26 protein-coding genes and 1 pseudogene are annotated in these 25,833 nt (G+C 56.7%); 15 read left to right on the forward strand and 12 right to left on the reverse strand.

What is annotated here, in order from left to right:
* Positions 1-43: 43 nt before the first annotated feature.
* The 3 genes from J2X43_RS17175 to J2X43_RS17185 are packed head-to-tail and all read right to left on the reverse strand — an operon-like array spanning position 44 to position 3,244.
* Positions 44-892, reverse strand: coding sequence for a TIGR01459 family HAD-type hydrolase (locus J2X43_RS17175; protein WP_310295639.1), 849 nt, complete (start codon positions 890-892; stop codon positions 44-46).
* Positions 885-2,165, reverse strand: a complete 1,281-nt coding sequence (locus J2X43_RS17180; RefSeq protein WP_310295641.1) for an FGGY-family carbohydrate kinase — start codon at positions 2,163-2,165, stop codon at positions 885-887. The genes J2X43_RS17175 and J2X43_RS17180 overlap by 8 nt, the downstream gene beginning before the upstream one ends.
* Positions 2,162-3,244, reverse strand: a complete 1,083-nt coding sequence (locus J2X43_RS17185) for a class II aldolase/adducin family protein (RefSeq protein WP_310295644.1) — start codon at positions 3,242-3,244, stop codon at positions 2,162-2,164. The genes J2X43_RS17180 and J2X43_RS17185 overlap by 4 nt, the downstream gene beginning before the upstream one ends.
* 192 nt (positions 3,245-3,436) lie before the next feature.
* Between J2X43_RS17185 and J2X43_RS17190 the strand changes: the two genes are divergently transcribed.
* The 7 genes from J2X43_RS17190 to J2X43_RS17220 all read left to right on the forward strand — a co-directional run bounded on the left by J2X43_RS17190 (position 3,437) and on the right by J2X43_RS17220 (position 11,409).
* Entirely contained in the window at positions 3,437-4,213 is a 777-nt protein-coding gene (locus J2X43_RS17190) for a DeoR/GlpR family DNA-binding transcription regulator (RefSeq protein ID WP_112389163.1), read from the forward strand.
* Positions 4,213-5,619: a carbohydrate kinase gene (locus J2X43_RS17195; protein WP_310295646.1), complete on the forward strand. Its 1,407-nt coding sequence runs from the start codon at positions 4,213-4,215 to the stop codon at positions 5,617-5,619. Before J2X43_RS17190 ends, J2X43_RS17195 begins: the two co-directional genes overlap by 1 nt.
* Entirely contained in the window at positions 5,616-7,160 is a 1,545-nt protein-coding gene (locus J2X43_RS17200) for a sugar ABC transporter ATP-binding protein (protein WP_310295648.1), read from the forward strand. The genes J2X43_RS17195 and J2X43_RS17200 overlap by 4 nt, the downstream gene beginning before the upstream one ends.
* Positions 7,161-7,189: 29 nt before the next feature.
* Positions 7,190-8,173 carry an ABC transporter permease subunit gene (locus J2X43_RS17205; RefSeq protein ID WP_310295649.1) on the forward strand — a complete coding sequence of 328 codons (984 nt, stop codon included), beginning with the start codon at positions 7,190-7,192 and terminating at the stop codon, positions 8,171-8,173.
* Positions 8,174-8,238: 65 nt separating this feature from the next.
* Positions 8,239-9,177, forward strand: a complete 939-nt coding sequence (locus J2X43_RS17210) for an ABC transporter substrate-binding protein (protein WP_112389159.1) — start codon at positions 8,239-8,241, stop codon at positions 9,175-9,177.
* Between the two features lie 77 nt (positions 9,178-9,254).
* Positions 9,255-10,154 (forward strand): sugar phosphate isomerase/epimerase, encoded by a 900-nt coding sequence (locus J2X43_RS17215; RefSeq protein ID WP_310296019.1) that lies wholly within the window; start codon positions 9,255-9,257, stop codon positions 10,152-10,154.
* A 490-nt stretch (positions 10,155-10,644) separates the two neighbouring features.
* On the forward strand, positions 10,645-11,409 hold the full coding sequence (locus J2X43_RS17220; RefSeq protein ID WP_310295654.1) for an exonuclease domain-containing protein: 765 nt from the start codon (positions 10,645-10,647) through the stop codon (positions 11,407-11,409).
* Between the two features lie 255 nt (positions 11,410-11,664).
* Here J2X43_RS17220 and J2X43_RS17225 read toward each other — a convergent pair whose 3' ends face one another.
* Both J2X43_RS17225 and J2X43_RS17230 read right to left on the reverse strand, forming a co-directional pair.
* Complete coding sequence (locus J2X43_RS17225; RefSeq protein WP_310295656.1) at positions 11,665-11,898, reverse strand: hypothetical protein; 234 nt, start codon at positions 11,896-11,898, stop codon at positions 11,665-11,667.
* A 42-nt stretch (positions 11,899-11,940) separates the two neighbouring features.
* Positions 11,941-12,504 carry a transglutaminase-like cysteine peptidase gene (locus J2X43_RS17230; protein ID WP_310295658.1) on the reverse strand — a complete coding sequence of 188 codons (564 nt, stop codon included), beginning with the start codon at positions 12,502-12,504 and terminating at the stop codon, positions 11,941-11,943.
* 183 nt (positions 12,505-12,687) lie between these two features.
* On the opposite strand from J2X43_RS17230, the gene J2X43_RS17235 reads away from it, so the two are divergent.
* Positions 12,688-14,418 carry a hypothetical protein gene (locus tag J2X43_RS17235; protein WP_310295660.1) on the forward strand — a complete coding sequence of 577 codons (1,731 nt, stop codon included), beginning with the start codon at positions 12,688-12,690 and terminating at the stop codon, positions 14,416-14,418.
* Positions 14,419-14,614: 196 nt separating this feature from the next.
* Here the strand turns inward: J2X43_RS17235 and J2X43_RS17240 are convergent, their stop codons facing one another.
* Complete coding sequence (locus J2X43_RS17240) at positions 14,615-15,112, reverse strand: hypothetical protein (protein WP_310295662.1); 498 nt, start codon at positions 15,110-15,112, stop codon at positions 14,615-14,617.
* A 684-nt stretch (positions 15,113-15,796) separates the two neighbouring features.
* Between J2X43_RS17240 and J2X43_RS17245 the strand changes: the two genes are divergently transcribed.
* A complete protein-coding gene (locus J2X43_RS17245) occupies positions 15,797-16,753 on the forward strand; it encodes a YbhN family protein (RefSeq protein ID WP_310295664.1) in 957 nt (318 codons plus the stop codon).
* A gap of 542 nt (positions 16,754-17,295) precedes the next feature.
* Here J2X43_RS17245 and J2X43_RS17250 read toward each other — a convergent pair.
* From J2X43_RS17250 to J2X43_RS17260, 3 genes and pseudogenes are all read right to left on the reverse strand, one after another.
* The gene (locus J2X43_RS17250) at positions 17,296-17,862 is read right to left on the reverse strand and encodes a pyridoxamine 5'-phosphate oxidase family protein (RefSeq protein ID WP_310295666.1); all 567 of its coding nucleotides are present in this window, start codon (positions 17,860-17,862) and stop codon (positions 17,296-17,298) included.
* Positions 17,863-18,176: 314 nt separating this feature from the next.
* A pseudogene (locus tag J2X43_RS17255) lies at positions 18,177-18,638 on the reverse strand (transposase); the annotation flags it as partial.
* A gap of 465 nt (positions 18,639-19,103) precedes the next feature.
* Positions 19,104-19,340, reverse strand: a complete 237-nt coding sequence (locus J2X43_RS17260; protein ID WP_310295668.1) for a hypothetical protein — start codon at positions 19,338-19,340, stop codon at positions 19,104-19,106.
* A 191-nt stretch (positions 19,341-19,531) separates the two neighbouring features.
* Between J2X43_RS17260 and J2X43_RS17265 the strand changes: the two genes are divergently transcribed.
* The gene (locus J2X43_RS17265; protein WP_310295670.1) at positions 19,532-19,657 is read left to right on the forward strand and encodes a hypothetical protein; all 126 of its coding nucleotides are present in this window, start codon (positions 19,532-19,534) and stop codon (positions 19,655-19,657) included.
* 697 nt (positions 19,658-20,354) lie between these two features.
* Here J2X43_RS17265 and J2X43_RS17270 read toward each other — a convergent pair.
* Positions 20,355-20,630 (reverse strand): ArsR/SmtB family transcription factor, encoded by a 276-nt coding sequence (locus J2X43_RS17270; protein ID WP_405049616.1) that lies wholly within the window; start codon positions 20,628-20,630, stop codon positions 20,355-20,357.
* A gap of 287 nt (positions 20,631-20,917) precedes the next feature.
* On the opposite strand from J2X43_RS17270, the gene J2X43_RS17275 reads away from it, so the two are divergent.
* The 4 genes from J2X43_RS17275 (at position 20,918) to J2X43_RS17290 (ending at position 24,195) form a co-directional block, all read left to right on the forward strand.
* Positions 20,918-21,121, forward strand: a complete 204-nt coding sequence (locus J2X43_RS17275) for a LysR family transcriptional regulator (RefSeq protein WP_310295674.1) — start codon at positions 20,918-20,920, stop codon at positions 21,119-21,121.
* Positions 21,122-21,206: 85 nt separating this feature from the next.
* The gene (locus J2X43_RS31130; protein ID WP_405049617.1) at positions 21,207-21,797 is read left to right on the forward strand and encodes a LysR substrate-binding domain-containing protein; all 591 of its coding nucleotides are present in this window, start codon (positions 21,207-21,209) and stop codon (positions 21,795-21,797) included.
* A gap of 161 nt (positions 21,798-21,958) precedes the next feature.
* A complete protein-coding gene (locus J2X43_RS17285) occupies positions 21,959-22,162 on the forward strand; it encodes a hypothetical protein (RefSeq protein WP_310295678.1) in 204 nt (67 codons plus the stop codon).
* Between the two features lie 1,124 nt (positions 22,163-23,286).
* On the forward strand, positions 23,287-24,195 hold the full coding sequence (locus J2X43_RS17290; RefSeq protein WP_310295680.1) for a hypothetical protein: 909 nt from the start codon (positions 23,287-23,289) through the stop codon (positions 24,193-24,195).
* Here the strand turns inward: J2X43_RS17290 and J2X43_RS17295 are convergent.
* Positions 24,160-24,372 carry a hypothetical protein gene (locus J2X43_RS17295; protein ID WP_310295682.1) on the reverse strand — a complete coding sequence of 71 codons (213 nt, stop codon included), beginning with the start codon at positions 24,370-24,372 and terminating at the stop codon, positions 24,160-24,162. The genes J2X43_RS17290 and J2X43_RS17295 overlap by 36 nt on opposite strands.
* 126 nt (positions 24,373-24,498) lie before the next feature.
* Positions 24,499-24,735 carry a hypothetical protein gene (locus tag J2X43_RS17300; RefSeq protein WP_310295684.1) on the reverse strand — a complete coding sequence of 79 codons (237 nt, stop codon included), beginning with the start codon at positions 24,733-24,735 and terminating at the stop codon, positions 24,499-24,501.
* A 575-nt stretch (positions 24,736-25,310) separates the two neighbouring features.
* Here J2X43_RS17300 and J2X43_RS17305 point away from each other — a divergent pair.
* The gene (locus J2X43_RS17305) at positions 25,311-25,736 is read left to right on the forward strand and encodes a SyrB-like regulator (RefSeq protein WP_310295685.1); all 426 of its coding nucleotides are present in this window, start codon (positions 25,311-25,313) and stop codon (positions 25,734-25,736) included.
* Positions 25,737-25,833: the final 97 nt, after the last annotated feature.

Genomic DNA, 25,833 nt, shown 5'->3' on the forward strand with positions numbered 1-25,833 from the left:
CAGGACAGGCGCTCGCACCTCCTGATTAGCGCTTAGCTGCCGACTATGTCCCAAGGTTCCTAAAAGCCGGCATTATATAGGTTGCTTCCGCGCGAACCGAATTGAACAAATGCGCCAGTTGCTCGTCAGTGTTCTCCGCGAGTATTCCGGTACGGACAAGCGCGGAATCAAAGCCGGACGTTTTCGCGCCGAGGATGTCGTGCTCGATGCTGTCACCAACGCAGACAACGCGGCGTCGATCGTTAATGCCGGCGATGCGTACAGCATGCTCGTAGATCTCGGGATGTGGCTTGCCAAACCACGTCACCGTTCCGCCCAATGCCTCGTAAAGCCGGGCTATGCTCCCTGCTCCTGCGAGGGTAGCTCCATTGTGGAGCTTGTGGATGTCGGGATTGGTACAAACGCAGGGAATGTGTTTCTCGGCAGCGGGGCGCAGCATTTCGCGGTAGTCATCCATCGCGACGCGCTCAGACTCGCTGCCCGAAATTATGATGAGCTGAGCATCCAATGCGTGTTCGGTGGAGACGAGGCCAAGACGGTCGGCAAGATTTCGATCTCCACCGCTTGAAATCGTGAGGCAGGGCGAACCGCGAACAATCGTCGATCCGGGGGAGGAAAGCACCTCGTAAGCGACATCGCCCGAGGTTACAAAAAAGTCGAAGCTGTCCGCAGCAAAACCTAGCTTGACCAGGCGTTCGGAGTTGTATTCGCCGTTTCTTCCCGAATTAGAAAGGATGACTATCATCTTGCCTGTGGTAGCCAATCGAGACAACGCCTCGATAGCTCCTTCGTAGGGACCGGTGTCGTCTCTCAGTACTCCGAACTGGTCGACAAAAAAGACATCGTATCGGTCCGATAGCTGTTCCAGGGTGATCGGTAGCGGTTCACGCATTTTCGTCGTCCAGGTGGGATAGAACCATCGCGGCGGTACCTGTCGCGGCTTCGACTGACTTGGCTGGCACTATATCGATGCCCAGCGCTTTTTCCCTCATTCTTGTCCAAGCCGGATTTTTCGCCCCGCCGCCAACAGTTCTGAGGCTTGCCAAAATAGGAGAACCGAGTTCGCGCAGCCGTTCGTAACCGAGCCGCTCGATCTCCGTCATCCCCTCCAGGAGAGCCTGAAAAAACATACCTTCGTCGGCTGGTCGAGGACTGAGGCGCGGCAAGTAGTGCGGGTCGTTGACCGGAAATCGCTCACCGGGCCGCAGAAGCGGATAAAAATTCAGACCCAACCGTCGTTCAGGATCGATCGTGCGTGTCAGCTCGTCCAGGCGTTCGTCTCCGATCAGAGCGCGCAAGACATTGCCGCCGCTATTCGAAGCGCCGCCAACCAGCCAGAACTCGCCAACACGATGGGAATAGATGCCGTATTGTGGGGCATTGATGGGTTTGTCAGACGCGAGTTTGAGTACGATCGTAGATCCAAGTGCGGTCACCGCATCGCCAACACTAGACGCACCCGTGGCTAGAAATGAAGCGCACCCGTCCGTCGTTCCTGCGTGGAATGTGGCGGATTGCGGAAGTCCAAGCTGGTGAAGATAGCCTCCGACCGATGCGATTGGCTCGCCTGCGCGATAAACTGTCGGAAGTTTAGATATATCCATGTCAGCGGCCTCAAGCCAAGCCGGCCACAAGCCTCGGTTCAGATCATAACCCGTCTTGAGAGCGTTGTTTTCGTCGCTGATCCTCCCGGGGCACCCGAGCTTCATCAAAATCCAGTCGGCTTGGTGCACCACGGTTGCGACAGCCGGAGCTTTCGAAAGGTGGACGGCGCGTGCAAGACCGGAATTCGCACCGGTCGCGGTTGCCCCTGATGGTGCGTTTGCAGCGATCCGCTCAACCACCGCAATGTCGGGGCAGGGCTCATTGTACATGAGCACTGATCCGTTGGGCTCGTTCGAAGCGTCGAGGGCCAGCACGGTCCCGGAGGTGCCATCGACGGCCACACCTTTTAGAGAGGTGAAATCCACCTTCTGGGCTACGGCTTGTAACGCCTCCTGCACCCGGATCCACCATGCCTCTGGTTGACGAAGTTCGTCTGGCGATCTGAAGGGTGATGAAGCGAACGCGACTTGATTGCCGTCTCCGTCGATGGCACAGGCGCGGGCGCCCGAAGTGCCGATGTCGATGCCGAGTGCAACGGCCTGGCTCGATTTTTTGGTCACGCAGGCTGCCTCACGGAGTCGCGGTCGAGTGCTTGGCGATACTGCTCGGCCTCCCAATGAGTGAGCTCATGCTCGTCGCTCTTGGAAAGATAGGCCACGGCTTTGCCCTCCGGAATTCGGCTGACGACTTCGGCAAGGCACCGGGCCATGACTTCACCACCGGCGGTAAGGGCACTGGAGAGCAGGACGCCCTTACCGGGAACCAGGAGCATTTTGGGAATATCGCGTCCTTCTCGTGTCAACGCGGCCTCATAGTCCGTCGCGCTTTTCCCGTCTTCGAGCACACCAATTTCGGTGCCGAGAAATATCACGTGATCAGGATAGAGGGAGCCGCCAAGCGCGGCCGATCGGTTGGTCTCCGACAGAGCGATCGAGTGACTTCTAATGTCTTGAGCAGGGTGAAAGTTCGATCCTTGCGCCATCGTCGTCAGCGCTTCGATATCCAACCCACCAGATTGACGTGGCTCAGACGTCAGAGCATCCGTCACCCTCTTGATTCTCGCCGCCACGTCTTCAACCGAGTCGCCGCAAACGATTATGCCATGATTGAAAAGGATGAGAACATCGGGCTTCGACGCTGCGGCTTTCTCGATTTCGCGTGCGAGCGGCGTCCCCGGACGCCGGTAGGGTATCATGCCCCATTTGAGGTCCGTGAGAAGGCTCATTCGTGCACTCAGTTCTTCTTCGCGATCCTCTAGAACAGAAAGTGCTATCGCGTTCACGCAGTGATAGTGCGCGACCACCGGACTGCCGAGTGCAGCGTGGAAACTCGTTTCAATCGATGGTCGTAAACCGGTGGAGTTCAGCTCGGAAACGATGAAATCGGTGGATTTCTCCGCGCGCGGATCGCTATCGCGCAAGGCTCTCAACAGCGGATCGACGACGACGGGAACCATTATGTCTTGATCTTCGGCTTTGGAGAGCCACGTGCCGGAGGCCTTCACCCACATAACGCCGTCCTGCTTGATGGACGTGTTCCCGCCCGCGCCTTGGGTTTTGAGGATGTCATTTCCAATCTCGCGCGACAAGCGAAGGAAGGATTTGAAAGGCGCTGTACCCCTCAAGTCGGTTTTTGACACGTCTCTTTCCTCCCAAGTTGAAACATGCTCGCTCCGGCATCTGCTTTTTTGAGCAAACTTTTTCGTGATCCTATTTATATGATTGAATGTCGTCAACCGTGAAGAAATGTAAGCTTCGGTATTGCGATGTAAGCGATGCTGTGATTATTGTTCCTCATTGACGCTGAGGGAGAAGCGTCACGGAGGATTGAATTGAACGATTCCGATCGACATCGTCTGATCACGGAGCTACTTCGCGAGAGGCCGTTTGCGTCTGTCCGAGATTTGCAGGAGCGCCTTGGCGTTTCTCCGGCGACGATCCGCCGTGACATCGACAAGCTGGATGAGACCGGCGTCGCTCGAAAAGTTTATGGTGGGATATCGGCGAATGAATCGTCAGCTTCGGCACGGTTGTCGGCGCGGCCCTACGATGAGAACCGGGACATCGCAGTCGATGCCAAGCGGGCGATTGCGGAGAAGGCTGCGAGCCTCGTTCGTGACGGCGACTCGATCATCGTCCATGCGGGATCGACTTGCTATCAACTCGGCTTGCAGTTGGCGCGCCGAAATGTCCGGCTCTATACCAATTCAATGCCGCTCGCGGCCTACCTTGGCGAGCACGGCACCTGCAATCTGACACTGGCGGGCGGAGTGCTGTACCGCGAACCTGGCATTGTCCATGACGCGTCGGCTGGAGCGCCTGACTTCTTTGCCTCCCGGTTCTTTCTCGGTACGCAAGGCATTGGCAGCGAAGGTCTTCTGGAATCGCATCCCCTCCTGACCAAGGCCATCGGCGAGCTCAGCAGCTGCGCCGACGAGATCGTGCTTTTGGCCGACAGTAGGAAGCTTTCGATCCAGCCACGCAACATCGTCCTCCCCCTTTCAAGGATTGGTACGATCGTTATCGATGATGGACTTTCCGACGCCGGAGCGAAGATGCTTGAAGATGCCGGCGTCACGATCATGATCGCCACTCTCGGAGGACAGTGATGACGGCTTCGAGATCAGTTGCGGTATTCGATCTTGGCAAAACGAACTCCAAGCTCTTTATTTTCGGGGAGGATGGGTCAGTGCTGTCGGAAGATCGCACAAAACCCCTTTGGATCGAGCATGCAGGCCTTCGCGTGCTCGATGACGATGCTCTTTTCAGCTGGATGAAGATAACGCTATCGAAGGCGATTGAAGACCATGGCGTCGGGCACGTCATGTTCTCGGGCCACGGGTGCACATTTGCACTCGTGGAACAGGGTCGTCTCGTTCACCCCATCCTCGACTATGAGCAAGAACCTCCACAGCCGCTTGCAGGTCGCATTGACATGCTAGTCCCAACATTTAACGAAACCTACTCTCCTCGGTTGCCGCTTGGGTTCAATTACGGACGACATATGCTTTGGTTGGAGGCTAGGAACCCGGACGACTTCCAGCGCGTAGAAGCTATCCTGCCTTATCCGCAATTCTGGTCCTGGAAGTTTTCCGGCAAGATGGTCTCCGAAGTTTCCTACGTCGGATGCCATTCCCACCTGTGGGCACCGCTGAAGGACGACTTCAGCAGTCTGGTCGATAGTCGAGGCTGGCGAGAAAAAATGCCGGTTTTCGAGCGGGCAGGGACGGCGCTCGGCGAATGGGACGCTCTTGAAGGAGGCGACTCTGCCGGCTCAATAGTGGTCCACAATGGCGTCCACGACAGCAACTCCGCCCTTTATTACTACCGCTCTATCGGCTTCGATGATTTCACGCTGGTATCGACCGGCACCTGGGTGGTCATATTCAATTCCGCTTGTCCTCTAGAAGCGCTTGATGAACATCGAGACATGCTCGCCAACGTCACTGTAGACGGCAAGCCTACCCCAACGATTAGGTTCATGGGCGGCAGGGAGTATGATCTTGCCAGCGGAGGTTGGAACAGGAGCGTGAGTATCGATGCGGTCTCCCGGGTTATCGCCAAGGGAGTATTTGCACTGCCATCGTTTGCACCTGGCGGCCCGATGCAAGGTTGCGAGGGACGATTTGTCGGCCCTGAGATCGACGGTGAAGAACGTGCAGCCGCCGCGCTACTCTACGTCGCACTAATGACCAATTTCTCACTCGATCTGATCCGGTCGACTAACCCGATCGTTATCGACGGCGGCCTTGTAAAAACAGGTCTGTATGCCGAGCTTCTCGCGCAACTGCGGCCTTCCCAAGCCATTTTCACCAGCGCGACTGCCGAAGGCAGCGCGTTCGGTGCGGCTGCACTGGTCTTCGAAACGATGAGTAAAAAGCCGTTCGCAAACAAGACGAAGATGGCTGAACCGCTGCAACTTTTCGGGCTTGAGGCTTATGCCGACACGTGGCGCGCTTTGGTGGAAATCGAAGGACCCGATATGGCGACGCCCAAGAAGGAGCTTCACGCATGAGCGCAACCGACACCAAAACTCTTGGCCCTGTGCTGGAGATGCGGAACATCAGCAAGACCTTCGCAAGCACGAAGGCGCTGACGAATGTTTCGCTCACAGTATATCCAGGTGAGGTTCACGCTCTCATGGGCGAAAACGGCGCCGGCAAGTCGACGTTGATGAAAGTGCTTTCCGGCGCGTATACGGCCGACCCTGGCGGCGCGGTTCTGGTGGACGGTAAGCCCATCGTTGCTGGAGATCCGATCAAGGCCAAGGCCAACGGTATCTCTGTCATTTACCAGGAGCTTTCACTCGCACCCAATCTTACGGTTGCCCAAAATATGTTTCTTGGGGCAGAGCCCTCTCGCTATGGCGTCGTCGACAAAGCCGCCGCCCGCGCAAAGGTTGCGCCGATCCTCAAGCAGTTGGGTATTTCCTTCGGTCCGTCTCAACTCGTCGCGACGCTATCTCTTGGCGAGCGGCAGATGGTGGAAATTGCCCGCGCTTTGACGACGAACGCCAAAATCATCGTCATGGACGAGCCGACGACTTCCCTAACCTCGAGGGAAACGGAGCGGCTATTCGAAGTCATCGGCGGGCTGAAGGCACGCGGCATCGCCATCATTTATATCAGCCATCGAATGGAAGAAATCTACGCACTCGCCGATCGCGTCAGCGTCCTGCGGGACAGCGCGTATGTCGGAACGCTAGAGCGCGAGAATCTCTCGGCTGAAAAGCTCGTTTCCATGATGGTGGGCCGGGACCTATCCTCGTTTTACAAGAAAGAGCACGGCGCTCCACAGCAAGCCGCCAAGACCATTCTGTCGGTTAAGGGCTTGGGTGACGGCCGCCGCGTGCATGATTGCTCATTCGACGCGAAGGCAGGCGAAGTGCTTGGCATCGCCGGCCTTGTCGGTTCGGGACGCACGGAACTTGCACGCCTCATCTTTGGAGCCGATCGCAAGGCCACAGGCACCGTCACGCTCGAAGGTGTTGAACTCGCAATCGGCGGTCCGCGGGACGCAATGGATGCGGGTATTGTCTATCTGACGGAAGACCGGAAAGGTCTCGGCCTTTTCCTTGACATGACGATAACCGAAAACATCAATATCGGTGTCATCGGCAAGGATGCTAGCCGCGGAGGCATCTTGAATTTTGCCGCTGCGAAGGAACGTGCTGCTCGTGCAATAAAATCGCTTTCGATCCGCACACTGAGCGCAAGCGTGAACGTCGGAGCGCTTTCCGGCGGCAACCAGCAAAAGGCGCTGATCGCGCGGTTGTTGGAAACCAAACCAAAGGTCATTATTTTCGACGAGCCTACACGTGGTGTCGACGTCGGTGCCAAATCCGAAATCTACCGGATCATCGACGAACTGGCACAGACCGGGATCGCCATCGTCGTGATCTCCAGCGACTTGCCTGAAATCCTTGGCATTGCTGACCGCGTCCTCGTCATGCGCGAGGGCCGCATCGCTGGAGAGGTTTTGGCGACGCGGGACCAGCCAATCAGCCAGGAAGCTATCATGGCCTTCTCCACCGGTTCGGTATCCAAAGTTGCCTGAGACCAAAAGCAAAAAGACGGGATGAGAATATGACCGCGACACCCACAGAACAGACGAATGCCAACAAGGCAAAGTTTCGATCGACATTGACCGCGCTCGGTATGCTGCCGGTGCTAGTGATCTTGGCGATCGGCTTTCATCTGTTGAGCGGACGGTTTCTCAGCGTCAACAACCTGTCCATCGTCACGCAGCAAGCTTCGATCAATACGGTGCTTGCAGCCGGTATGACGTTCGTCATCCTCACTGGCGGCATCGACTTGTCCGTCGGATCGATCCTGGCGGCGTCGGCGATGGTCGGCGTCATCGTTTCGCTTTGGCCCGATATCGGTATGCTGGGCATTCCCGCCGCTATCGGTGTGGGACTTGCCTGCGGCGTCGTCAACGGTGTCATTATCTCGTTTCTCAAGCTTCCACCGTTCATCGTGACGCTCGGGTCGCTGACCGCAATGCGCGGCATTGCGCGCCTTCTCGGCAATGACACAACCGTGTTCAACGCCGATCTTCCGTTCGACTTCATCGGGAACGGTTCGCTGCTCGGCATTCCCTGGCTGGCGATCATCGCCCTCGCAACCATCGTCATCTCCTGGTTCGTTCTCAAGCGGACAGTGCTTGGCACCTGGATTTATGCCGTCGGGGGCAATGTCGAAGCTGCTCGGCTCACCGGGATCAAAGTTCCGCTAGTTCTGCTTTTTGTGTATTCGATGTCAGGCCTTCTGTCGGGCGTAGGCGGCGTTATGTCGGCTGCACGCCTCTATGCCGCAAATGGCCTGCAGCTCGGGCAAGCCTATGAGCTGGATGCCATCGCTGCGGTCATCCTCGGCGGAACCAGCTTTGTCGGCGGTGTCGGGTCGATCTGGGGGACGCTGATCGGAGCACTGATCATCGCTGTGCTCTCCAACGGCCTCATCCTCGTCGGTGTCTCGGACATTTGGCAGTACATCATCAAGGGACTTGTCATCATCGTTGCCGTGGCACTTGACCGCTACAGGCTGAAAGGACTTAGCCGCACATGACGTGCTGCTTGAGGGACCGGGGTTACCGGATCACGGGCGCAGGGAGCGCCATTATGGAGGAAAGTATGCGTTTGTTCTCTAAACTGCTCATGGGCACTGCCATCGCGGCCGCGATTACGATGCCGGCATCGGCAAAGGATCTCCAAAAGATCGGCATCTCCGTCGGTCTGCTTGGCAATCCGTTCTTCGTGGCAACGATCAAGGGGATCGAAGACCGCGCAAAGGAGATCAATCCAAATGTTCAGGTCACCTCGGTTTCCGCTGACTATGACCTCAACAAACAGGTTTCGCAGATGGACAGCTTCGTTGCGGCCGGCGTTGACATCATCATGCTGAACGCTGTTGACGCCAAGGCGATTGCCCCGGCTGTCAAGAAGGCCCAGGCAGCCGGCGTTATTGTCGCCGCCTTCGACGTGTCCGCGCCGGGCGCTGATGTCACGGTCATGACCAACAATATCAAGGCCGGTGAAGAGGCTTGTGGTTATATTGTCGATCAGCTCAAGGGCAAGGGTGACGTTGTAATCATTAATGGTCCGGCCTCCTCGTCGATCATCGATCGCGTCCAGGGCTGCAAGAACGTGCTTGCAAAAAGCCCTGATATTAAAATTCTGTCGGACGATCAGAACGCTCAGGGCTCACGCGATGGCGGTCTTGCGGTCATGCAGGGTCTCCTCACCCGGTTCGACAAGATTGACGCGGTCTTTGCGATCAACGACCCGACAGCTATTGGTGCGGAGCTTGCAGCCAAGCAGCTGAACCGCAACGAATTCTTCTTCACCGCCGTGGACGGCGCACCTGACATCGAGAAGTCGCTCGCAAGCGGTAACTCGATGATCAAAGCATCTGCATCGCAGGATCCGTACACCATGGCCGGTGACTCGCTAAAGATGGCAGTCGATGTACTGAACGGCAAAAAGCCCGCCCAAGACACCGTACTTCTCGATCCGCAGCTCATCACTGCTGACAACATCAAGGACTACAAGGGCTGGACAGCAGCCCGCTAACCCGTCCTTCAGACGATCCGCCGATGCTCGACATCGGCGGATCGTCACGAATTCATGAACGAACAGGAATTGTTTCGATGGCTAAAATAGGCGTTCACTCATTTGTCTGGAGTGCCGGGTCCTCTAAAGACGAGCTGGAGCAGACGCTCGTTCGCTCTCATGAATTGGGTTTCAAGCTCGTTGAGTTCTCGTATCTCGACCCAGAGCTGGTTGATGTCAAATGGCTGGCTTCTCGCATCAAAGAACTAGACCTTGATGTAGCTGTCAGCATGGGGCTTCCACTTGATGGCGACATATCCAGCGAAGAGCCGTCTGTCGTCGCAAACGGCGAAGCAATCCTCGACCGCGCCGTCGCACTCGTAAGTGAACTTGGTGGATCCAAGCTCGCCGGGATTCTGAGCTCAGCTCATGGAAAACAGGAACAGGCGCTAACACAGCGGGGCTGGGACACAAGCGTGACGACGTTATCTCGTGTAGCCGAGCGTGCCAGCCGGTCCGGGGTCACGTTGAACCTTGAAATCGTCAATCGCTTCGAAAGCAATATGCTTAACACCGCAGCGCAAGGATTGGCGTACATCGCTGACACCGGCGCGTCGAATGTTCTGCTGCATCTCGACACATTCCATATGAACATTGAGGAAGCCGACGTTGGCCTCGCGATTCGTAATGCAGCCGACAAGATCGGCTATGTGCACATTGGCGAAAGCCATCGCGGGTATCTTGGGACAGGCAACATCGATTTTTCGGCAATTTTCGATGCGCTCGTGGCAATCGGTTGGGACGACTACGTAACGTTCGAGTCCTTTTCAACCAGCATCGTGGATAGAGATCTCTCGTTGAAGACCGCAATCTGGAGAAATCTGTGGGACGACAATGTAGCACTTTCGAAGCATGCACGATCCTTCATCCAACTCGGGCTTGAAACAGCAAAATTGAAAGCGCAGTTGGTTAAAGCGAAACATTTGTCCTGGAAATAGCGGCGACTTAGGCTGCGACCAAGCAATCCCCTCACTAATCGCGCGGGGGAATGCCGATCAGATGCCTGCAACAATCTTGGGTCGTATTTTATGCAGGGCCATACGAGTAGGTATCGGCATGGGAATGGCTGAGATCAGCTATCGGCCTAAACCGGCCACTGCTGCAGGAATGAGAAGGGCACCTTTGCGCCGCCATTGTGGTCACTCGAGGGGCTCTCGGTGGTGACAATAACAGCCGTGTCGTCCCACATGCTTTCTTCATCCAGTCTCTGAAGTAATTTCCCGAACCATCTGTCGGTTATCGTCAACGTCTGGCGAGCTCTTCAGGACGGCGATGCCATCAATGCGTGGCCTGGCCACATTGGTCAGCAGCCAAACTTGTCGGAAATCCAGCCTGGCCCTAGTTCAGTTCCGGAGCGCGGAAACCGAGCTCGAAGATTGGGTTCGTGCGATGAGAACAGCTGTGATCGGCAGGTGCTTCGGATAGCGGATGGCGCAGATACCAAAACAGACCATTGTCCGTGTGATTGACCTCGAGACTGGTGGCAACGGTCCGCATGACGTGTGCGAAATCGGTTGGCAGGATGTGATACAAACGGACGACGGTCGCTGGCAGCTCGATCTCGAGCGCGGTTCGCTCCTGGTCAATCCAGGCCGTCCGATTTCCGCCGAAACGATGGCCGTCCACCATATCCGTGATAGCGATCTGGCGGGAGCGCCTCTATGGAAGGAAGTCGCAGCTTCGGTGCTTCAGCCCACCCGACCGGTTGTCGCGTTGGCTGCCCACCGCGCCAGTTTCGAGCAGCGTTACTGCACCCCACGCCTGACGGGCGGCGCGCAATGGATATGCACGTGGAAGTGCGCGATGAGGTTATGGCCGCATCTGCAACGATTTTCGAACCAGATGCTTCGCTACCAGCGAATGCCTGAAGGCCTTATCCACCAGCTAGGACTTCCAGCTCATCGGGCTATGCCGGACGCCTACGTCACCGCGCACCATCTTCGCGACATGCTCAACGTGTCGTCAATTGAACGGCTGCTCGCGTGGAGTGCTGAGCCGGGACTTCTGCCCCGGGTGCCATCCGGACCTGACCGCGGTAAGTCTTGGGATTTGATAGACTCTAAGGTCGTCGAGCAGTTCTTGATGGATCGTGATCGAGATGTCCGGTTTACCGCCGAAACCGAGATGGTTAGGCGAGGAGCAGCATCGGTAGCTGACGTCGATAGCGAGCCGAGCCAAGGCAGTTTGCTGTAATCAATGAGCTGCCACGGCGGGGGATCAACAACGCAAACGCAGGTTTCAAGTTTCCTGGAATTGAGCAGCAATCAGGCTCATCCTGATGGAGACCGAGAGAGCGTCCCAACCGAGGCGGAAAACGGTCGTAAGAGCGGTCTCAAGCGGCCTTGCATACAGTACCCCGACTGGCGAGGGATGTCCAACTCTGGAGGAGCCCTGCTAGAGACAATTGCATTGGAGTCTGGGGTAGACCGGCGTATCTGCTTGCGCTTTCTATCGAAGCCTCGCCTCCTCGAGCATGATCGAAAGGCAGGCCTCCGACAGCCCTTCATATTGCTGGTGTATCTGCGCATATTCCCTTTTTAGGCGGATCAGGAGCGCAAGATACTTGGCCTGCTGATCGGCAAGGCCCAAAGACTCTATTTCCGCGTCGAGGGCGGCGATCTTGTTCTTGTGCTCCTCAAGCCCTTTGGCAATTTGATCGAAATGATTTGACAAGGTGGCCATGGTGGTCCGGTCTCATGAGACTGCGAGCAGAGCCCGTGGTGATCAAGAAAACTCGCCAGCTCTGGGGCCGGCGAGCGTTACGTGCCACGAGGATCTGCTGTTGAAATCCTGCGTCGCAAGATATGTATAGGGCGTGCGGCGCCAGGGCTTCACGCTGTTGTTGAGGTTGTCCAGGACATAGTCGGTGCCGTCGACGCGCGCGATTAGCACGACGTGGTTCTGATCCCGAGGCCCGATGACGACAGAAAGAGCAAGCTTCGTTGCCGGAAATCCAGCGTCAATCAGCTCTTTCATCTTCGCCAAAGCGTAGTCTTCGCAATCACCTCGCCCGTTTGTAGGCAAGGTCCAGATGTCGCCTCCAACGTCATTGACCGGCGTGACGCGACGATTCACCGTTCGCGTCGCGTTTTCTAGCATCGTCATCGCGGTGCGGGGATCGACGTTGTTTCCGCCTTTTTGGCGGCATAGCCAGCTGTATTTTGCGCATGCCGATGCAAATCCTACCGGCGCTCCAACGGCGCGGGCCGCGGGTAGAAAGTCTCCCCCAAATGCCTGAATTTGCGCCGAAAAGAAGATTAGAGAAAATAGTCCAAACAGGCGAGCCATAACCGTCGTCTCGATTGCAGATGCGGTGACGATACGTGATTCGTAGTATTTTTATTAAAATATTATACTTAACTATATCTTAAGAACTATACAGGTCATCCACAGATTATTCTTCGGATTAACGCTTTGCAAATATAACAATAGCCCTTGTTAGCGATTTGTTAACTTTGGGAGATATCAACAATGATCCGCAAAGCAGCGAAGTATAGCGTCGCCGTTGCTTACCTTCTGGCAAGCAGCAGCATGGGCATGGCAGCACCTTCCGTTCTGAATTGCAAAAGCGCAATTCCCGGTACCCTCGAGTATCGGCTGTGCCTGCCGACCGCTGCAGTGATGGATTCGAGTTTCGACGACGACAATGGCAATGGCGGCCAGCAGAGGAAGTCGAGCGGTGGAAAGCAGGCCTCCAACCCTGTCGCGCCAGGTGGCAGCCAGGGCGAGGGTGACGGCGAAGGGAATGGGGGCGGTTCGGACAACAGTGGCGACACCGGCAATGGCGGTGGAGACACTGGTAGCGGTGGAGACAACGGCGGCGACGATGGAAATGGCGGGGATAACGGCGGCGACCCCGGCAATGGCGGCGAAGGTCCTGGCGGAGACCATGGGCATCATCACGGCGGACATCACGGCCACCATGTCGGCGGCAAGCACGGCCATGACGGCCCTGGCAGGGGGCATGGTCACAATGGCCGTGATCGCGACCATGATCACGAAGGCGGGGGCAAACACCATGGCAACAACGGTGGAGGCAAAACTCACGACCATCAGGGCGGTGAAAGGGATGATCATCACAATGGCCCGGGCAAGGGGCGCGACCACGACGACCGCGATCACGGCAAGGGCCGCGGAGATGATCATAAGGGTCGCGACAATGATAAAGATCGGCCGAAAGGCGATCGTGACGGCCGTGGGGAAAATAACAAGGATGGACGTGGCAAGGGTGATCACGATAACCACACCAAGGCTGGCGATGGCGACAAGGGCAGCCGCGGCGACGACCGTAAAGATCACGGCAAGAATGGGAACGATGGGCGCGACAAAAGCGATGACAACGGCCAGGTAGGCTCGAAGGATCCACGTGGATCGCAGGGTAAGCCGGAAGGCAATGACCAGACGCATGGCGGAGGTCGTCCCGACAAGCGCGATGGTGGCACGACCGGCGATGGCTCTAAGGGGTCGGACGGAAAGCACGGTGACTCCGGCGAAAATGGCCGATCGGACCAAAACGGCTCGAACGACAACAAACCGGGTCGCGGCGGCAAGAATGATGCTTCGCCTGGCACGGATTCGGGCAATACAAAGAACGACGGTGCACCGGGCGGAACGGGTAGCAAGTCATCATCCGACAATAAATCCAGCGGCGATGGTGACAACAGCGGCTCCAAGGGTAGCGGTGACAACGGCGCTGACTCCAAGAGCAGCAGCGATAATGGCGGCGGCTCGAAGGGCAGCAGCGATAATGGTGGTGGCTCCAAGGGCGACAGCGATAATGGCGGCGGTTCCAAGGGTGGCAGCGACAATGGCGGCGGCTCGAAGGGCAGCAGCGATAATGGTGGCGGTTCCAAGGGTGGCAGCGACAATGGCGGCGGCTCCAAGGGCGGCAGCGATAATAGTGGCGGTTCCAAGGGTGGCAGCGACAATGGCGGCGGCTCCAAGGGTGGTAGCGACAATGGCGGCGGCTCGAAGGGCAGCAGCGACAATGGTGGCGGCTCCAAGGGCGGCAGCGACAACGGCGGTGGCTCCAAGGGCGGCAGCGACAATGGTGGCGGCTCCAAAGGCGGCAGCGATAACGGCGGTGGCTCCAAGGGCGGCAGCGACAACGGCGGTGGCTCCAAAGCCAGCAGCGATAATGGCGGTGGGTCCAAGGGCAACGGTGATGGCGCTGGTGGCTCGAAGAGCGGCGGCCGAGGTTGAAATCAAGCTGATCGATTGATAAGCGAATAAGGCCGACACGTTGTCGGCCTTATTCCGTAGACGTGCCAAGTACCGGCCTGGGCTTTGCAGGTATCTGTCAAGGTCCGGAGATGGATGGGTTTTCCGTCAGACTTTTTTTGCGCCTGATAATCAGGGATTGGGCGCAAATCCAGTTCCAAGCTGCGTACGTGTCAGGTCAAGCATTGATTGCAGCCAAAAGCTGCGAAAGCTTTCTGCCATTTGACCTGCATTCAAAAAGACCATCGGCCACCGCCCTGCAATCCACGAACTTGCCCCTCAAGGCTTTAGTCATGATGACAAAAGCACGTGTTCCGCACGCAGTGCGTTTGCCGGCGTCCTCGCAAATTTTCCGACGCTCCAGCGGTTTCGCACCGGCAAGAACAATCCGCACTCCATTGGCTTCAAATGTAGCTCCATCGATGATCGTGAACATGGTTCCCGCCCGAAATTTGATCGGGTAAGCATCAACGGCTTCGCGACCCGCTATCCGTTCGTAGGTTTGCTTCGAGCGATCAACCCGCACAGGGATCGATGTCCAAACGGGCTGAGCCTGCGTATCCAGAACCGTGGCTTTCACCGGACGCTCTGTGACGGCCGAAGCAGCACCCATCGCGATGAAGACAAGGCCGATCGACATGGCGATCTTTCCGGATGCGGCAGCAAAACCGTTCATGGTGCAGAAATCTCCTACATTCTGCAGCCTAGAATGCGCCAATGATGATCCGGTTCATTCGCGCGCTAAGATTTTATTGATTGCCTGGAGCACGGGCTTCACATGCGGCGGAAAGGGATTTTTTGGCCGCTACACTGGGGCATGACGACGGTCTCATCCTGCGATAAGCGTGGTACCCGGCTCGCTGTAGTTTCAGAAATCCGCGTTGCTCGCGTCAAGCTAAACTCGCTTCAGCGGAGGCGGGTCCGGATCATCGAAGCTCTCGACAAACTGCAGGATTCACCCTTGCCGGCATCCGCGGTGCCAAACTGGGATGCTATCCACGCGATTTATTTTGTCCACGTCCGAGGCTATCGGCGAAATCTCGACCATGGCGGATGACGATTTCATGCATTTAATCAATGAGTTCGATATTTTGTTTACGAAGCTGGGGGAACCGCTTCTCGACGGGATTGAACCCTTACCAGTTGAAAAATGTCAAATTCGTCCGCCAATTCGTTCTTGCGCACGGGATCAAGGAGATGCGCAGAGGAATAGAAGACTTGGCTGCGCCTGCGCAGGATGGCGAGCGTCAGACGGCACAGCGCGCAGCTATAAACGCTGGGCAGGCGAGTTCGCCGATACCCTAGGGAACCAAATTGACCGAACGGCCGTTCGAAGGAAATCTTCGAATGGCGAGCGATCATGACCCGAAAAAAGATAATCACATATCTGATGCTTGTCGTCGGTTTCGGCGTCGCTGGATACCTTCTCTATCATACGTTTCGGGAATATTCGCTCAGCGACATCACCGGGTCAGTCAGCGAGATTCCGGCGTACAATCTCGCGATGGCACTGCTGTTTGCACTCGGCTCTTATGTCTGCCTAACCGGGTTCGACTGGGCTGGGGTCCGCTACGTCAGGAACGATCTCGCCTATCCAAAGATCGGCCTCGCTTCATTCATCGCTCTATCGATAGGTCAAAGCGTGGGGATGTCGGGGTTGAGCAGCGGGGCTCTCCGATACCGCTACTACGCGCACTGGGGGATGAGCACGGAAGATGTCGCCAAGATTGTCCTGTTGTCGGGCGTGACGGTCGGCATTGGCATGGCTATGTTGTCCGGGATTGTCATGATTTTAAATCCGGGCGACGCTGCTGGGGTCCTACGATTAGGTGAGCTCACTGTCAGGATGATCGGGGTAGGGTGCATCATAACTGTCGCGGGATACTTGGTGCTGGCAGCTCGTTTGAGAACACCGCTCAAAGTCCGTTCTTGGACGTTCGAGATGCCGACATTGAAAATCGCACTGGCGCAGGTCGTTATCGGTACGCTCAATTTCGCTTTGGTTTCCGCATGTCTTCGCGAGGTCATGGCAGCGAATGCCGATGTCAGCTACCTGAAAGCGGCGACAGCGTTTGCGCTGGCAAATGTCGCGATCCTCATAACGCACGCGCCTGGCGGCTTGGGCGTTCTCGAAGCAACCGTGCGACACGTCATGGGCGATCAGGCGTCCATCGGATCACTCGTGGCATTCAGAGCGATTTACTTCTTCATCCCGTTCTTCATCGGGTTCCCTCTGTCGCTGATCGTCGAGGCGATGTTTCGGGCACGCAAGGCAAGGATCGGTTCGGCGGCGGCGCCCGAGCCTGCTTCAGCATGATCATCGACGCCCGTTGCCTTTGGCGCGGCAACGGGCTTTCAATCTCCCACAATCGCGATTACGGGTTCAGCCAGCGATCCCGACGGCAGTAACAGGGATGGGTCCGGAGCCAAGTTGAAAGACATGTCCTCGCCAAGGGCCGCACCGTCCGATATCATCGTCGAAACAGCCGTGAAATGATGCCATGCCGCCTCGGCGCTGCTTGCTTCTTTCGCATAGGATTCTCGACTGTCACGAGTGCGATAGCCATTTCGAGCCACGTAGCGGCAAGTGGTGACGTGCTATGGCGGATCGCGAATGCGCATCATCCTTGATGCGATCAGGGGCGTTAGACCAGAACTCTCCATTTTGCGGCGGAGGACCCGGCAGCTGGGAAGCGACTACGTCGTCGGCCTCGTGACGCGTTGCGAAACCCCACATATGCCGATCGACGGCTCGCGCTTCCTCGTCGATCGTTGTATCAACCCAGTACTGAACCATTTGAAACTATCCAAATCCCAGTCCCGATGACGTTTGGTCGCGGCCGTTGGATGAGGCTTGCGTCAGGGGTTGATCGAGCGACTATCGACCAGCGCTCCGTCAGGGCCGTATCGAAACGTCGCTCTTCTGTTGTCGCCACGCGCAAGTTTAAACCAGTCCAATGCATTGGCTCTGAAGACGATGACCCCAAAGACTGCCCTGCCGTCGTCATTCTCCGGTTCGGCGCTGGTCGAGCTGCTGGGCGCCGTATTGCCCGGTGGCCCCCCAGTGTAAGTAGCCCTCGTCCAAGACGGCAGACGGCTCCAGGCGTCCACCGCGATTTCAGTCTCCGGAGGATAGAGGAATGCGGTGCCTTGGAGTCGAAGCTGCAACCCCTGTTCGGGGTCGAACCCAAGAACCGTCGCTGAGGGGTTGTTACCGATTTCGGTCCATTTCTGGCTTCGGATGTCGGTGTGGATTTCCATGGTACGCCGTTTCGGGTCCGCGGATCGCAGAACGACGAGGCGAGCCTGAGGGCGATTGTTCACATCCACGGTGCAAAGGTTGACGTATCGAAAACCGGATAGCGCTTCCTTACCTGCCCTTTCAAGGGCATGCCAAGTTTCTGCATCTATTTCGGCTAGGTTCATCCGGTGAATTGTCCATATTGACGGAGTCGTCCCGACGCTAGCGCTATCGTTGCAACCGACATCTCAGATCGGCATCATCTCAGCATGTGTGTGGATTGTCGATGCATTAGGAAGCTCTCGTGTGGCTTCCGTCGATATTCAGGCTTTGATCCCTGAAGGTAGCCGCAGCTGAATTGAATGCTGAAGAAGGCGATCCTTCCAACACTTGGGATTTTGCCAGTCCAATTCCCGTACACTCGCTTTACGCTTGCCGTTCCGCAACTCTGGGCTCGGCCAGAAATCTTGGAAGAGGAAATCAGGAGCCGGCACCAATCCGCTGTGGCGTTCAATACTCCAATTCCTGGTATAGACGTTAGCCGTCGAGTGCAAGATAATCTCGGGCCAGAGCCAAGAACTCGCATTGAGAGCTGCTATCTTGGTGTCGAGCATCTTCCACTCGTCTCGAAGTTCGGCAACCAGCCTCTGAACGCGCCGCGAAGCGGCTTCTGCTATGCCCTCCGCATCCCGGTCATCGTTCTTCTGAGCCTTCACATAAGGGCGGACATACTCCGGTGACATCAGTCGGACCTCATGCCCCTGGGACCTAAAAAGCCGACCCTGATGGTGAGCACCAAAGCACGCTTTCATAGCGATGATGCAGGTCGGAACCTGCTGACAAAATCAATTAGCGTCTGCCGCCGCATCGTTCGACGACCAGTTACCGCACCTTTGTCTTCGACGCCGACAACGCTGCAGCTATTTTTGCCTATATCGATACCCAAAATTGAAATCGTTATGGATCGGCTCGTCTTCCTTCAATGGCAGATCATCATACTCGATGTCCTCGTGGCGGGCCACCCCATAATCAATAGTGCCTTTATCAGACGAAGCTGGCCGGGCTGACGCGAGCGTCCGCTTCCTTTGCGCGAACGCGGTACGGCGAGGTTCTAGTCCACTACGAAAATGGAGCCCTCCCGCTGGTGCACATGGCGGTGCAGGTATTGTCGCTGCGGCACGTACAGGGAGCGCCCTGCGGCCTCCGCTGTCGCCCAATGAATACGGCAGTTGCTGGGGATAGATCGGTGCACTTAGCTACGAGGTAGGCCCGGCGGGAGTGCATTCCAATGCAAAAGACACACCGTGAGGATTTCGCGACGGGTCCTAGGCCTCCCCTGGGGCGAGACCGGCGGCTGCGGTGCTGCCAGAAATTAAGTAAGCATGCTATCGAACTCATGGCAATTCTACGGTTGGACTACCCGGCCCTACACCTCGTGCCATTCCCACAGGTGGCTTGCCCAGACAATGACCCCTGCTCCTGGCGTTGCTGTGCAAAGCGAGGTGAACCATACGAACAGTTGCTGCTGGACATGTGTGCAACAAACCGTATCGATCTCGGCTATGCCAACGGCAGCGGGGTGAGAAAGCGCATAGTGGATCAGCCCAGCGGCAACCACAAAAGACGCACCGATCAAACATAATGCCAAACGCAAAATCGTCATGTTTCCTCCTGCATGCCATAACGTCAAAATCGCGCAAAATTCGGTGCAGCACATCTTGGCTATCAGGGGGATAACGGCGTGATCGTAGCGAGAAGCGGGCACAGGGATCCAATTCGGCTTAAGTCGTATGGCCCGGTTGTGTTCTCGTCAGGTACGGCAAAACTGACAAGATAAGCGGTGGGGGAGCGTCGATGTTCATGCTGACTGTCGGAGTACCAATTGCATTTGCTGTCGTCCTGATTATTGCAGGGCTGCTGAAGCTGCTCGAACATGCGGTTGCGGGACCGAACGGTGGCTCCAACAAAGCCGATCCCTAAATGGCGCCTGTGGATGCTGTTCAGCTCAATCTACTGCCAAGAGGGTCACGGTCGATGCCGATCGATAGCGTCAGCAATACCCGGTGTAGCACTTTCAAAGCGGTCATCGGCATGCGATCGATGGACGGCTCGTTTCCCGCCGCTATGCTTTTAATATGCAGATCCTGATCCTGCTACCTTGATCCTCGATGAAGACTTAATCCGATTTAACAGGATGCGGTGACGATAGGCTCGTTGCATGGTCCTCGTTACGGCATGTTACGTTGCCGTTGTTCACCCCGCCCGATGCCAGCCGCCGCTTTCGCGTTGGGCGGGGTGAAGATCCCCGGAGCTGCCGCTTCCTGCATATCGAATAGTCTTTCAACATTCGCGGATGTACCGGACAACCAGAGAATTCGCTTCGCCAATCTCTGGTTGATGGTGCTAAACGCTCCCAGCGACGTTTCAATCGGCGATGCGAGATTTTGACCCGAGGATGGTTTCATATCAGGCGCGACGGTCTTAGCACTGAATCTTGCCCCGGATGGCAGCCCCCGCATCAGTCTCAAGCGAATTCGCCAAAGGCCTCTCACGGACATCCCTGTCATCGGCTGCTGCAACGCAAATTAGTAATCACTAATATAAGGTGCGATAAATGTGAACAACTCAAGATCGTGTTGCGAACGCGAAATACAATCTGCGAGATTGCAGGTGTTGGTCATTTGGCGGACGATTGCGCGTGTCTGCCGGCCCGTTGGTTCTGAACGAAAATCTCGTCCAGAACCGACAGCATCTTGAGAACGCGAGGATCGCGTGTTGCGTAGTAAATGGTCTGGGCGCTCCGTCTCGTGGAGACCAATTTGTCGTGCCGAAGCTTGGCGAGGTGCTGGGAGAGCGCTGATTGCGAAAGCTCAACATACTGCTCAAGATTGCCCACGGATGTTTCGCCCCTCGACAACGCCAGCAAGATCTTTAGCCGGTTGGGATTGGCCATAGCGGAAAGAAGGGCGGCTTTCTTTTCAGCCAATCTCTCGTGTTCGTCGCTCAAACTGTACGCCTTCCGTAAGGTGATGTACCGCAATTACGGCTAGCGATAATCTACCGGCTGCAAAAACGGAAGCAACCAAAGATCATTGTTGAGGTCCGCGGTTCGCGCCTAGAGGTATTCGCTTAACGATGCTCAGCACTTGAGCTTGACGTTGATGAGCTGAACATCTTGAAGCTTGGCGCAACGCTGGCGTGGTCGAGAACCTACACCGGTGCGTCGAAATGAAGACAGCAATGTCGGTCAACGACCTGAATGACCGTCGATACTTCACCGCTGTCGTCGCCCTTGGCGGTTATTCGGCAGCCAGCTGCAGCCTTGGCATTGTAAGATCGAAACTCAGTATTCGCATCCAGAAACTTGAGGATGAGTTGAGCGCGGCTGATAGAGCGCTCAACGCGCAATTTTCGCGTAACGGAGATCGGAAGAGCTTTCTATGAACGCTGCGTCGCGATCCTACAGGCCGCCGAGGACGCGAGAAATGCAGTCATCAGCGCTCAGGAGCGGCCGCAGGGGCTTGCCCGGCTGGGATGTCCGACGCCATTCGTCGATCTCGTCGTCACCCGGACGGTCCCAAATTTTCTCAAGCGCTATCCGGATGTTTCCGTTCAGGTGGTCGGAACTGAGCACAATAGTGATCTTGTCGGTGAGGGGATCGATGTTGGAATCCGTTCGAGCCGCACGCATGAAACGCAATCCAGCATCGTCATGCGGCGTTTGGGCAAGACGTCCTCGGTCCTGGTAGCCAGCCCGGACTTCTTACAAAGGGCTGGCCCGATTGCCTCAATTTCTGAACTCGAGCAGGCTCCTTTGCTGACGGCGACTAGCTTCAATGATGAGGAACACCTGCAGATGTCCGGCCCGAACAACGAAGTTGCGATTGTCAGGAAAAGGGCTCGCCTTGCCTGCAGAAGTATTCCCGCTTTCATGGCGGCGTTGCGCTCAGGTCGCGGTGTTGCAATGTTGCCGAGGTCACCTGCCGTGACGATCTTGCGGCCGGGCGGCTTGTCCGGATCCTTCCCGATTGGAGCCCGGCGGACGCCGCTTTCCAACCCGCAGGGAAATTCCCCAGCCGGCCGTGTGCTTATCGACTTCTTCGTTCAAAATACTGAATAGACGGCATCAGGCCCAAAAATCCGGGTATCCGGCTTAAGCCGAACGGCCAAGGTGATTTTAGCCTGCCAGAGGTTAGATAGTGATGGCGTAATGGATGCACGCGGCGTGCGTTCCAGGCGTCTTCGTGCAGGTTGAGGGATAACTGAAACAACGAGCAACTGATGACGGGCGAACCTAGTGGCATCCGCGATCATATTCTGAAGACGATCGACACCATGGAAAATCTTGGGTCGTCGCACGAATATGGCGTTCGCAAGCAATTTAATAGAATGATTGGCGACCAGTACGAAGCATTGATTGCCGTCAGCGCATCGGAACTCCGCGAGATCGCGGGAGAGCCATCGGACGAAATTTGGGTACCGTGATGAGGCGGCTGATCGTATCTGAGGTTCTGACAACTCTAATTGTTTTGACGATGCTCATCGGTTTCGTCCTCTATGACCATGCCGAGCCCGTCGGCTTCCTTTCGATCTGGTAAGATCGGCGGTGTCATGATTGTGCCGGTCCGGCGCATCGCATCGCTCCAGCCATCCTACAATGTTGGATGCGGCTCTTTCCGACCGTTGATTGTCGGCCGGATGATCGCAAATGAACAGGATGATCGGCGGCTTGAAAGCCTGTACGAACGGCGCGGTTCTTCCGCGACGTTCCCTCGCGCCGCACTAATCGGGCACCTTAACCTTACCTGATAAGCTTACCGGCAGGATCAGTTTGATCCTTCCTGCTGAACTTGCTTGTCTTCGCAGACAAAAACAGGGGACGTCGATAATGAAAGAAAAACTGGAGATCGTCGGTGCGGTTACCGCCATCATCATGGTCATCGGCGGGTTCTGGGGCGGCTTGGCCTATCTGGTCCTATGACCCACATCAGGAAGCTCGCTCGGAGCGACTGGCCGGCAGCAGAGGCAGCGGCGATCCGCTTGACGGCTTCACAGTCAAGTTGACATCAATCAGGACTGCGACCGAAACGGCCGGTTTGCGCATAACCGTGCCGGGGAGAACCCTCGATAAGATTTGATCTGTCTGGTCGAGCGAAGCAAGTCCATTGCGAGTCCGCATCATGCATGCAGGCTATCATCACGGTGAGGATCGGCGGCCCTCGCGTTCGCTCCGCGCCCGTTTGCGTTTGCACACCTTCAAATCACGTTATTCACATCCTCATTTCGGATGAATTGATTACACCCAAGGGAACTGCAAAGGTTCAGCCGACCGTTTGTGTGCGGCTTTTGTAATGCGTAAGTAACCCGTACATAGCCCGATCGGGCTGGTATGGCCCGCCCGATGGTGGAGTTCGGCTAAGCTCATCTCGGTCCACATGGGACACGCGAGGTGCGCCCATTCTGCCCTCCTGATCGAGACCCGCCCTGTTAACCCCCGGGCGGGTCTTTCTCGTTGGAAGGGCGCAACGCACCAAAGACGCGGTCGTCGCAGTCAAACGATGGTGGTGGCCTCAACAAGGCATCGTGCTACGTCTTCCGGGGGGCGTTGATTGCTCTATCGACAGACCGTGCGTCGCTTTAAACGCTCCCGTTCCTTGGCAAGAGCATGCGCCGGCGCCATCCGCAGAAAGCGCGAGATTTCCAAGCCAGATACCGTCAAACTCTGGCCCCACTCTGACGTGGCGCAAACGCTCGACCGCGACGGAAGGTTTCCTCTGCCGCCAAAGCGTGCTAGTCAAACCTCAAAGACGGACCCGTTTTCTGACATGCCGGCATCCGACATTGTAAATCAGCGATTTGGGCGGCTCGTTGCGGTTTCGCGTGCCGAAAATGCCGGCAAGCATACGCGATGGAATTTTCGCTGCGATTGTGGTGGCGAACTTACCGCGTTTCTCGAGCCTGTTCGTTCTGGCCGAACGCGGAGCTGCGGGTGCCTGCGCGCCGAGGCAAACCGGCAGCGATCATTCAAGCATGGCCACCGTTGCGGATATGCGGCGACGCCGACGTTCAAGGCCTACCAGGGCATGAAAGGCAAATGCCTCAATCCCAACGATCGCTGCTATGCCAGTCACGGCGGCGCCGGCGTAACCATCGATCGGCGCTGGATTGACTCGTTTGAAACCTTTCTTGCAGATCTCGGAAAGCGTCCGAAAGGCGCCGTCTTGCGCCGGATCGACCTGAGCAAGCCATTTGAGCCCGGCAATTGCCGGTGGGCGCGCAAGCGCCGCACGAAGAAACTGGAGCCTGTCTGGTTCGTCGAGAACGGCAAGCGCTTTTCCGTGACGTCGTTTGCAAAGCGCGTAGGTATCGACCCTCGCAAATTGCGTGATCGGATGGCCGAGTTTGGGGAAACACCCGCAGACGCCGCGCAGGCGATAAATCCGAGCCGGCCGGGCGAACCCGTTCCCCAGATCGACTACCGCTCACGTCATGGCTTGCAGTTTCGCGAGAATCCTTAACGCCTCGATCCGGTCGGGCTCCCAGAAGGTGAGGGCCATCGTGCCGGATGTTTCCGACGACAATGAAAAAGCCTCATGATTAAGCCCGATTTCGGCCAGGCGTCCGCGTAGAGCAAACCTGTCCCTGATAAGACCGCCAAGGGGATTTTCGACGATATACTGTGTTGCTTCCAGCATGTTACCCTCCGATTACTCTTGGAGGTGATAGCGGACAGCCGCGAAGGGGTTCAAATATAACCTGCTGTTAATCTTAAGCTTCAAGGTAAACGCTAGGACGCAGCCAGTATGGCGAGGTGTCTGATATCACGTCAGGGAGAAGCGCGGCTTGCGGAATGCGGGTCCGACCAAGTAGATCGCTCCTGCAATCAGGGAAAGATGGCAAAGTGGCACCAAATGCCAGATCGACCATCCCCCGTATACGATAGCAACGGCCACGAACCCTGCCGAGACGAATGGCGCGACAAATATCAATGCCAGAAATACCGCGGTGACGGTAACGGCGAAGATCGAATGGACGATTTGGTAGAGCCCGGCGCGCATGACCCGATTCGATACAATAGTTTGCTCCCGATGTCTTGCCCCATATTGGGGTAAGAGGTCGGATTATCGCGCGAAACTATACCGGCCCGCATTCACACCAGGATGACATGGCGTATTGTGTCCTTACGCTCGTACAAGAGAGGCGTCTCAAAACGGCACGGCTTTCACCCGAATTTAAACCTATTGCGGAATGCTTGTGGAGCGGAGAATGCCGCGCTTGGATCGAATCAGCTGCGCGTTCCAAGTTGCTTCGCCGCCTCGCGGCAGGAGCCCGCTGACCCCCGCTTGACGCGCGGCGGGCTCCGCATTTGATCCGGCCTGAGTAGTTTGTCAGCTCCTCGTTTCAGACGATAGGTTCAGGTGTGCCTCCTTGCCAGACATAATCTTTCGCCATCGACATTTCACCTGACCGTGCGCAACCGGCCGATCGATGCGTCCGCTGTGAAAGAGACCGGAAGAAACGAGGTCGCCTCCGGACAAGATTCGCTTGCTAGTCATTATGCCGTCCAAGCGGCTCAATTGACTCTGCGCATTGGACATCCGACAACATGTTCGCCTTTAAAGGGAGAAAACCGATGGCCGACGAAATTACCCAGAACCCTGCTGCCGCCGACACGGCGGCTGTTGCTCCGATTGCATCTGCTCCGGAAAAGAAGAAACGTGCTCCCCGTACGCCTAAGGTTGCGCCCACTGCTGCTCCTGTCGCAGCTGTCACGACCGGAAGAGGGCGCAAGAGCGCCGCAGTAAAGGCTGACGAGACGAAGCCAGATGCCCAGCCTGTGGTACGCCGTAGAGGCAAAGCCAAGGTGGAGGGTCCAAAGGTTGATGGGCGCAAGCGCGCTGCGGCACAGACTGCAACGACGGTCGCGATTTCTTCCGCCGCCGATGAGATGACCGAACTCCTGAAGCTCGAAGACGAGAACAAGCGCCTGCGCAAGCAGCTCGGTGACAAACTCCGCGCCGAAAATGTCGACCTTCGCAAGAAGCTTGGCGTCAAGTAGTTACCACAGACGGCGGTTGCTCAGGCTGCCGCCGATCCTAGGTCCCTAGGTCTGGCAACCGGGTTCGCGCCGCGGCCCCGGCTGCAATATGTTCGGG

It is taken from the genome of Rhizobium sp. BE258, assembly GCF_031457345.1.
In the GTDB taxonomy this organism is placed as follows: Bacteria; Pseudomonadota; Alphaproteobacteria; order Rhizobiales; family Rhizobiaceae; genus Rhizobium.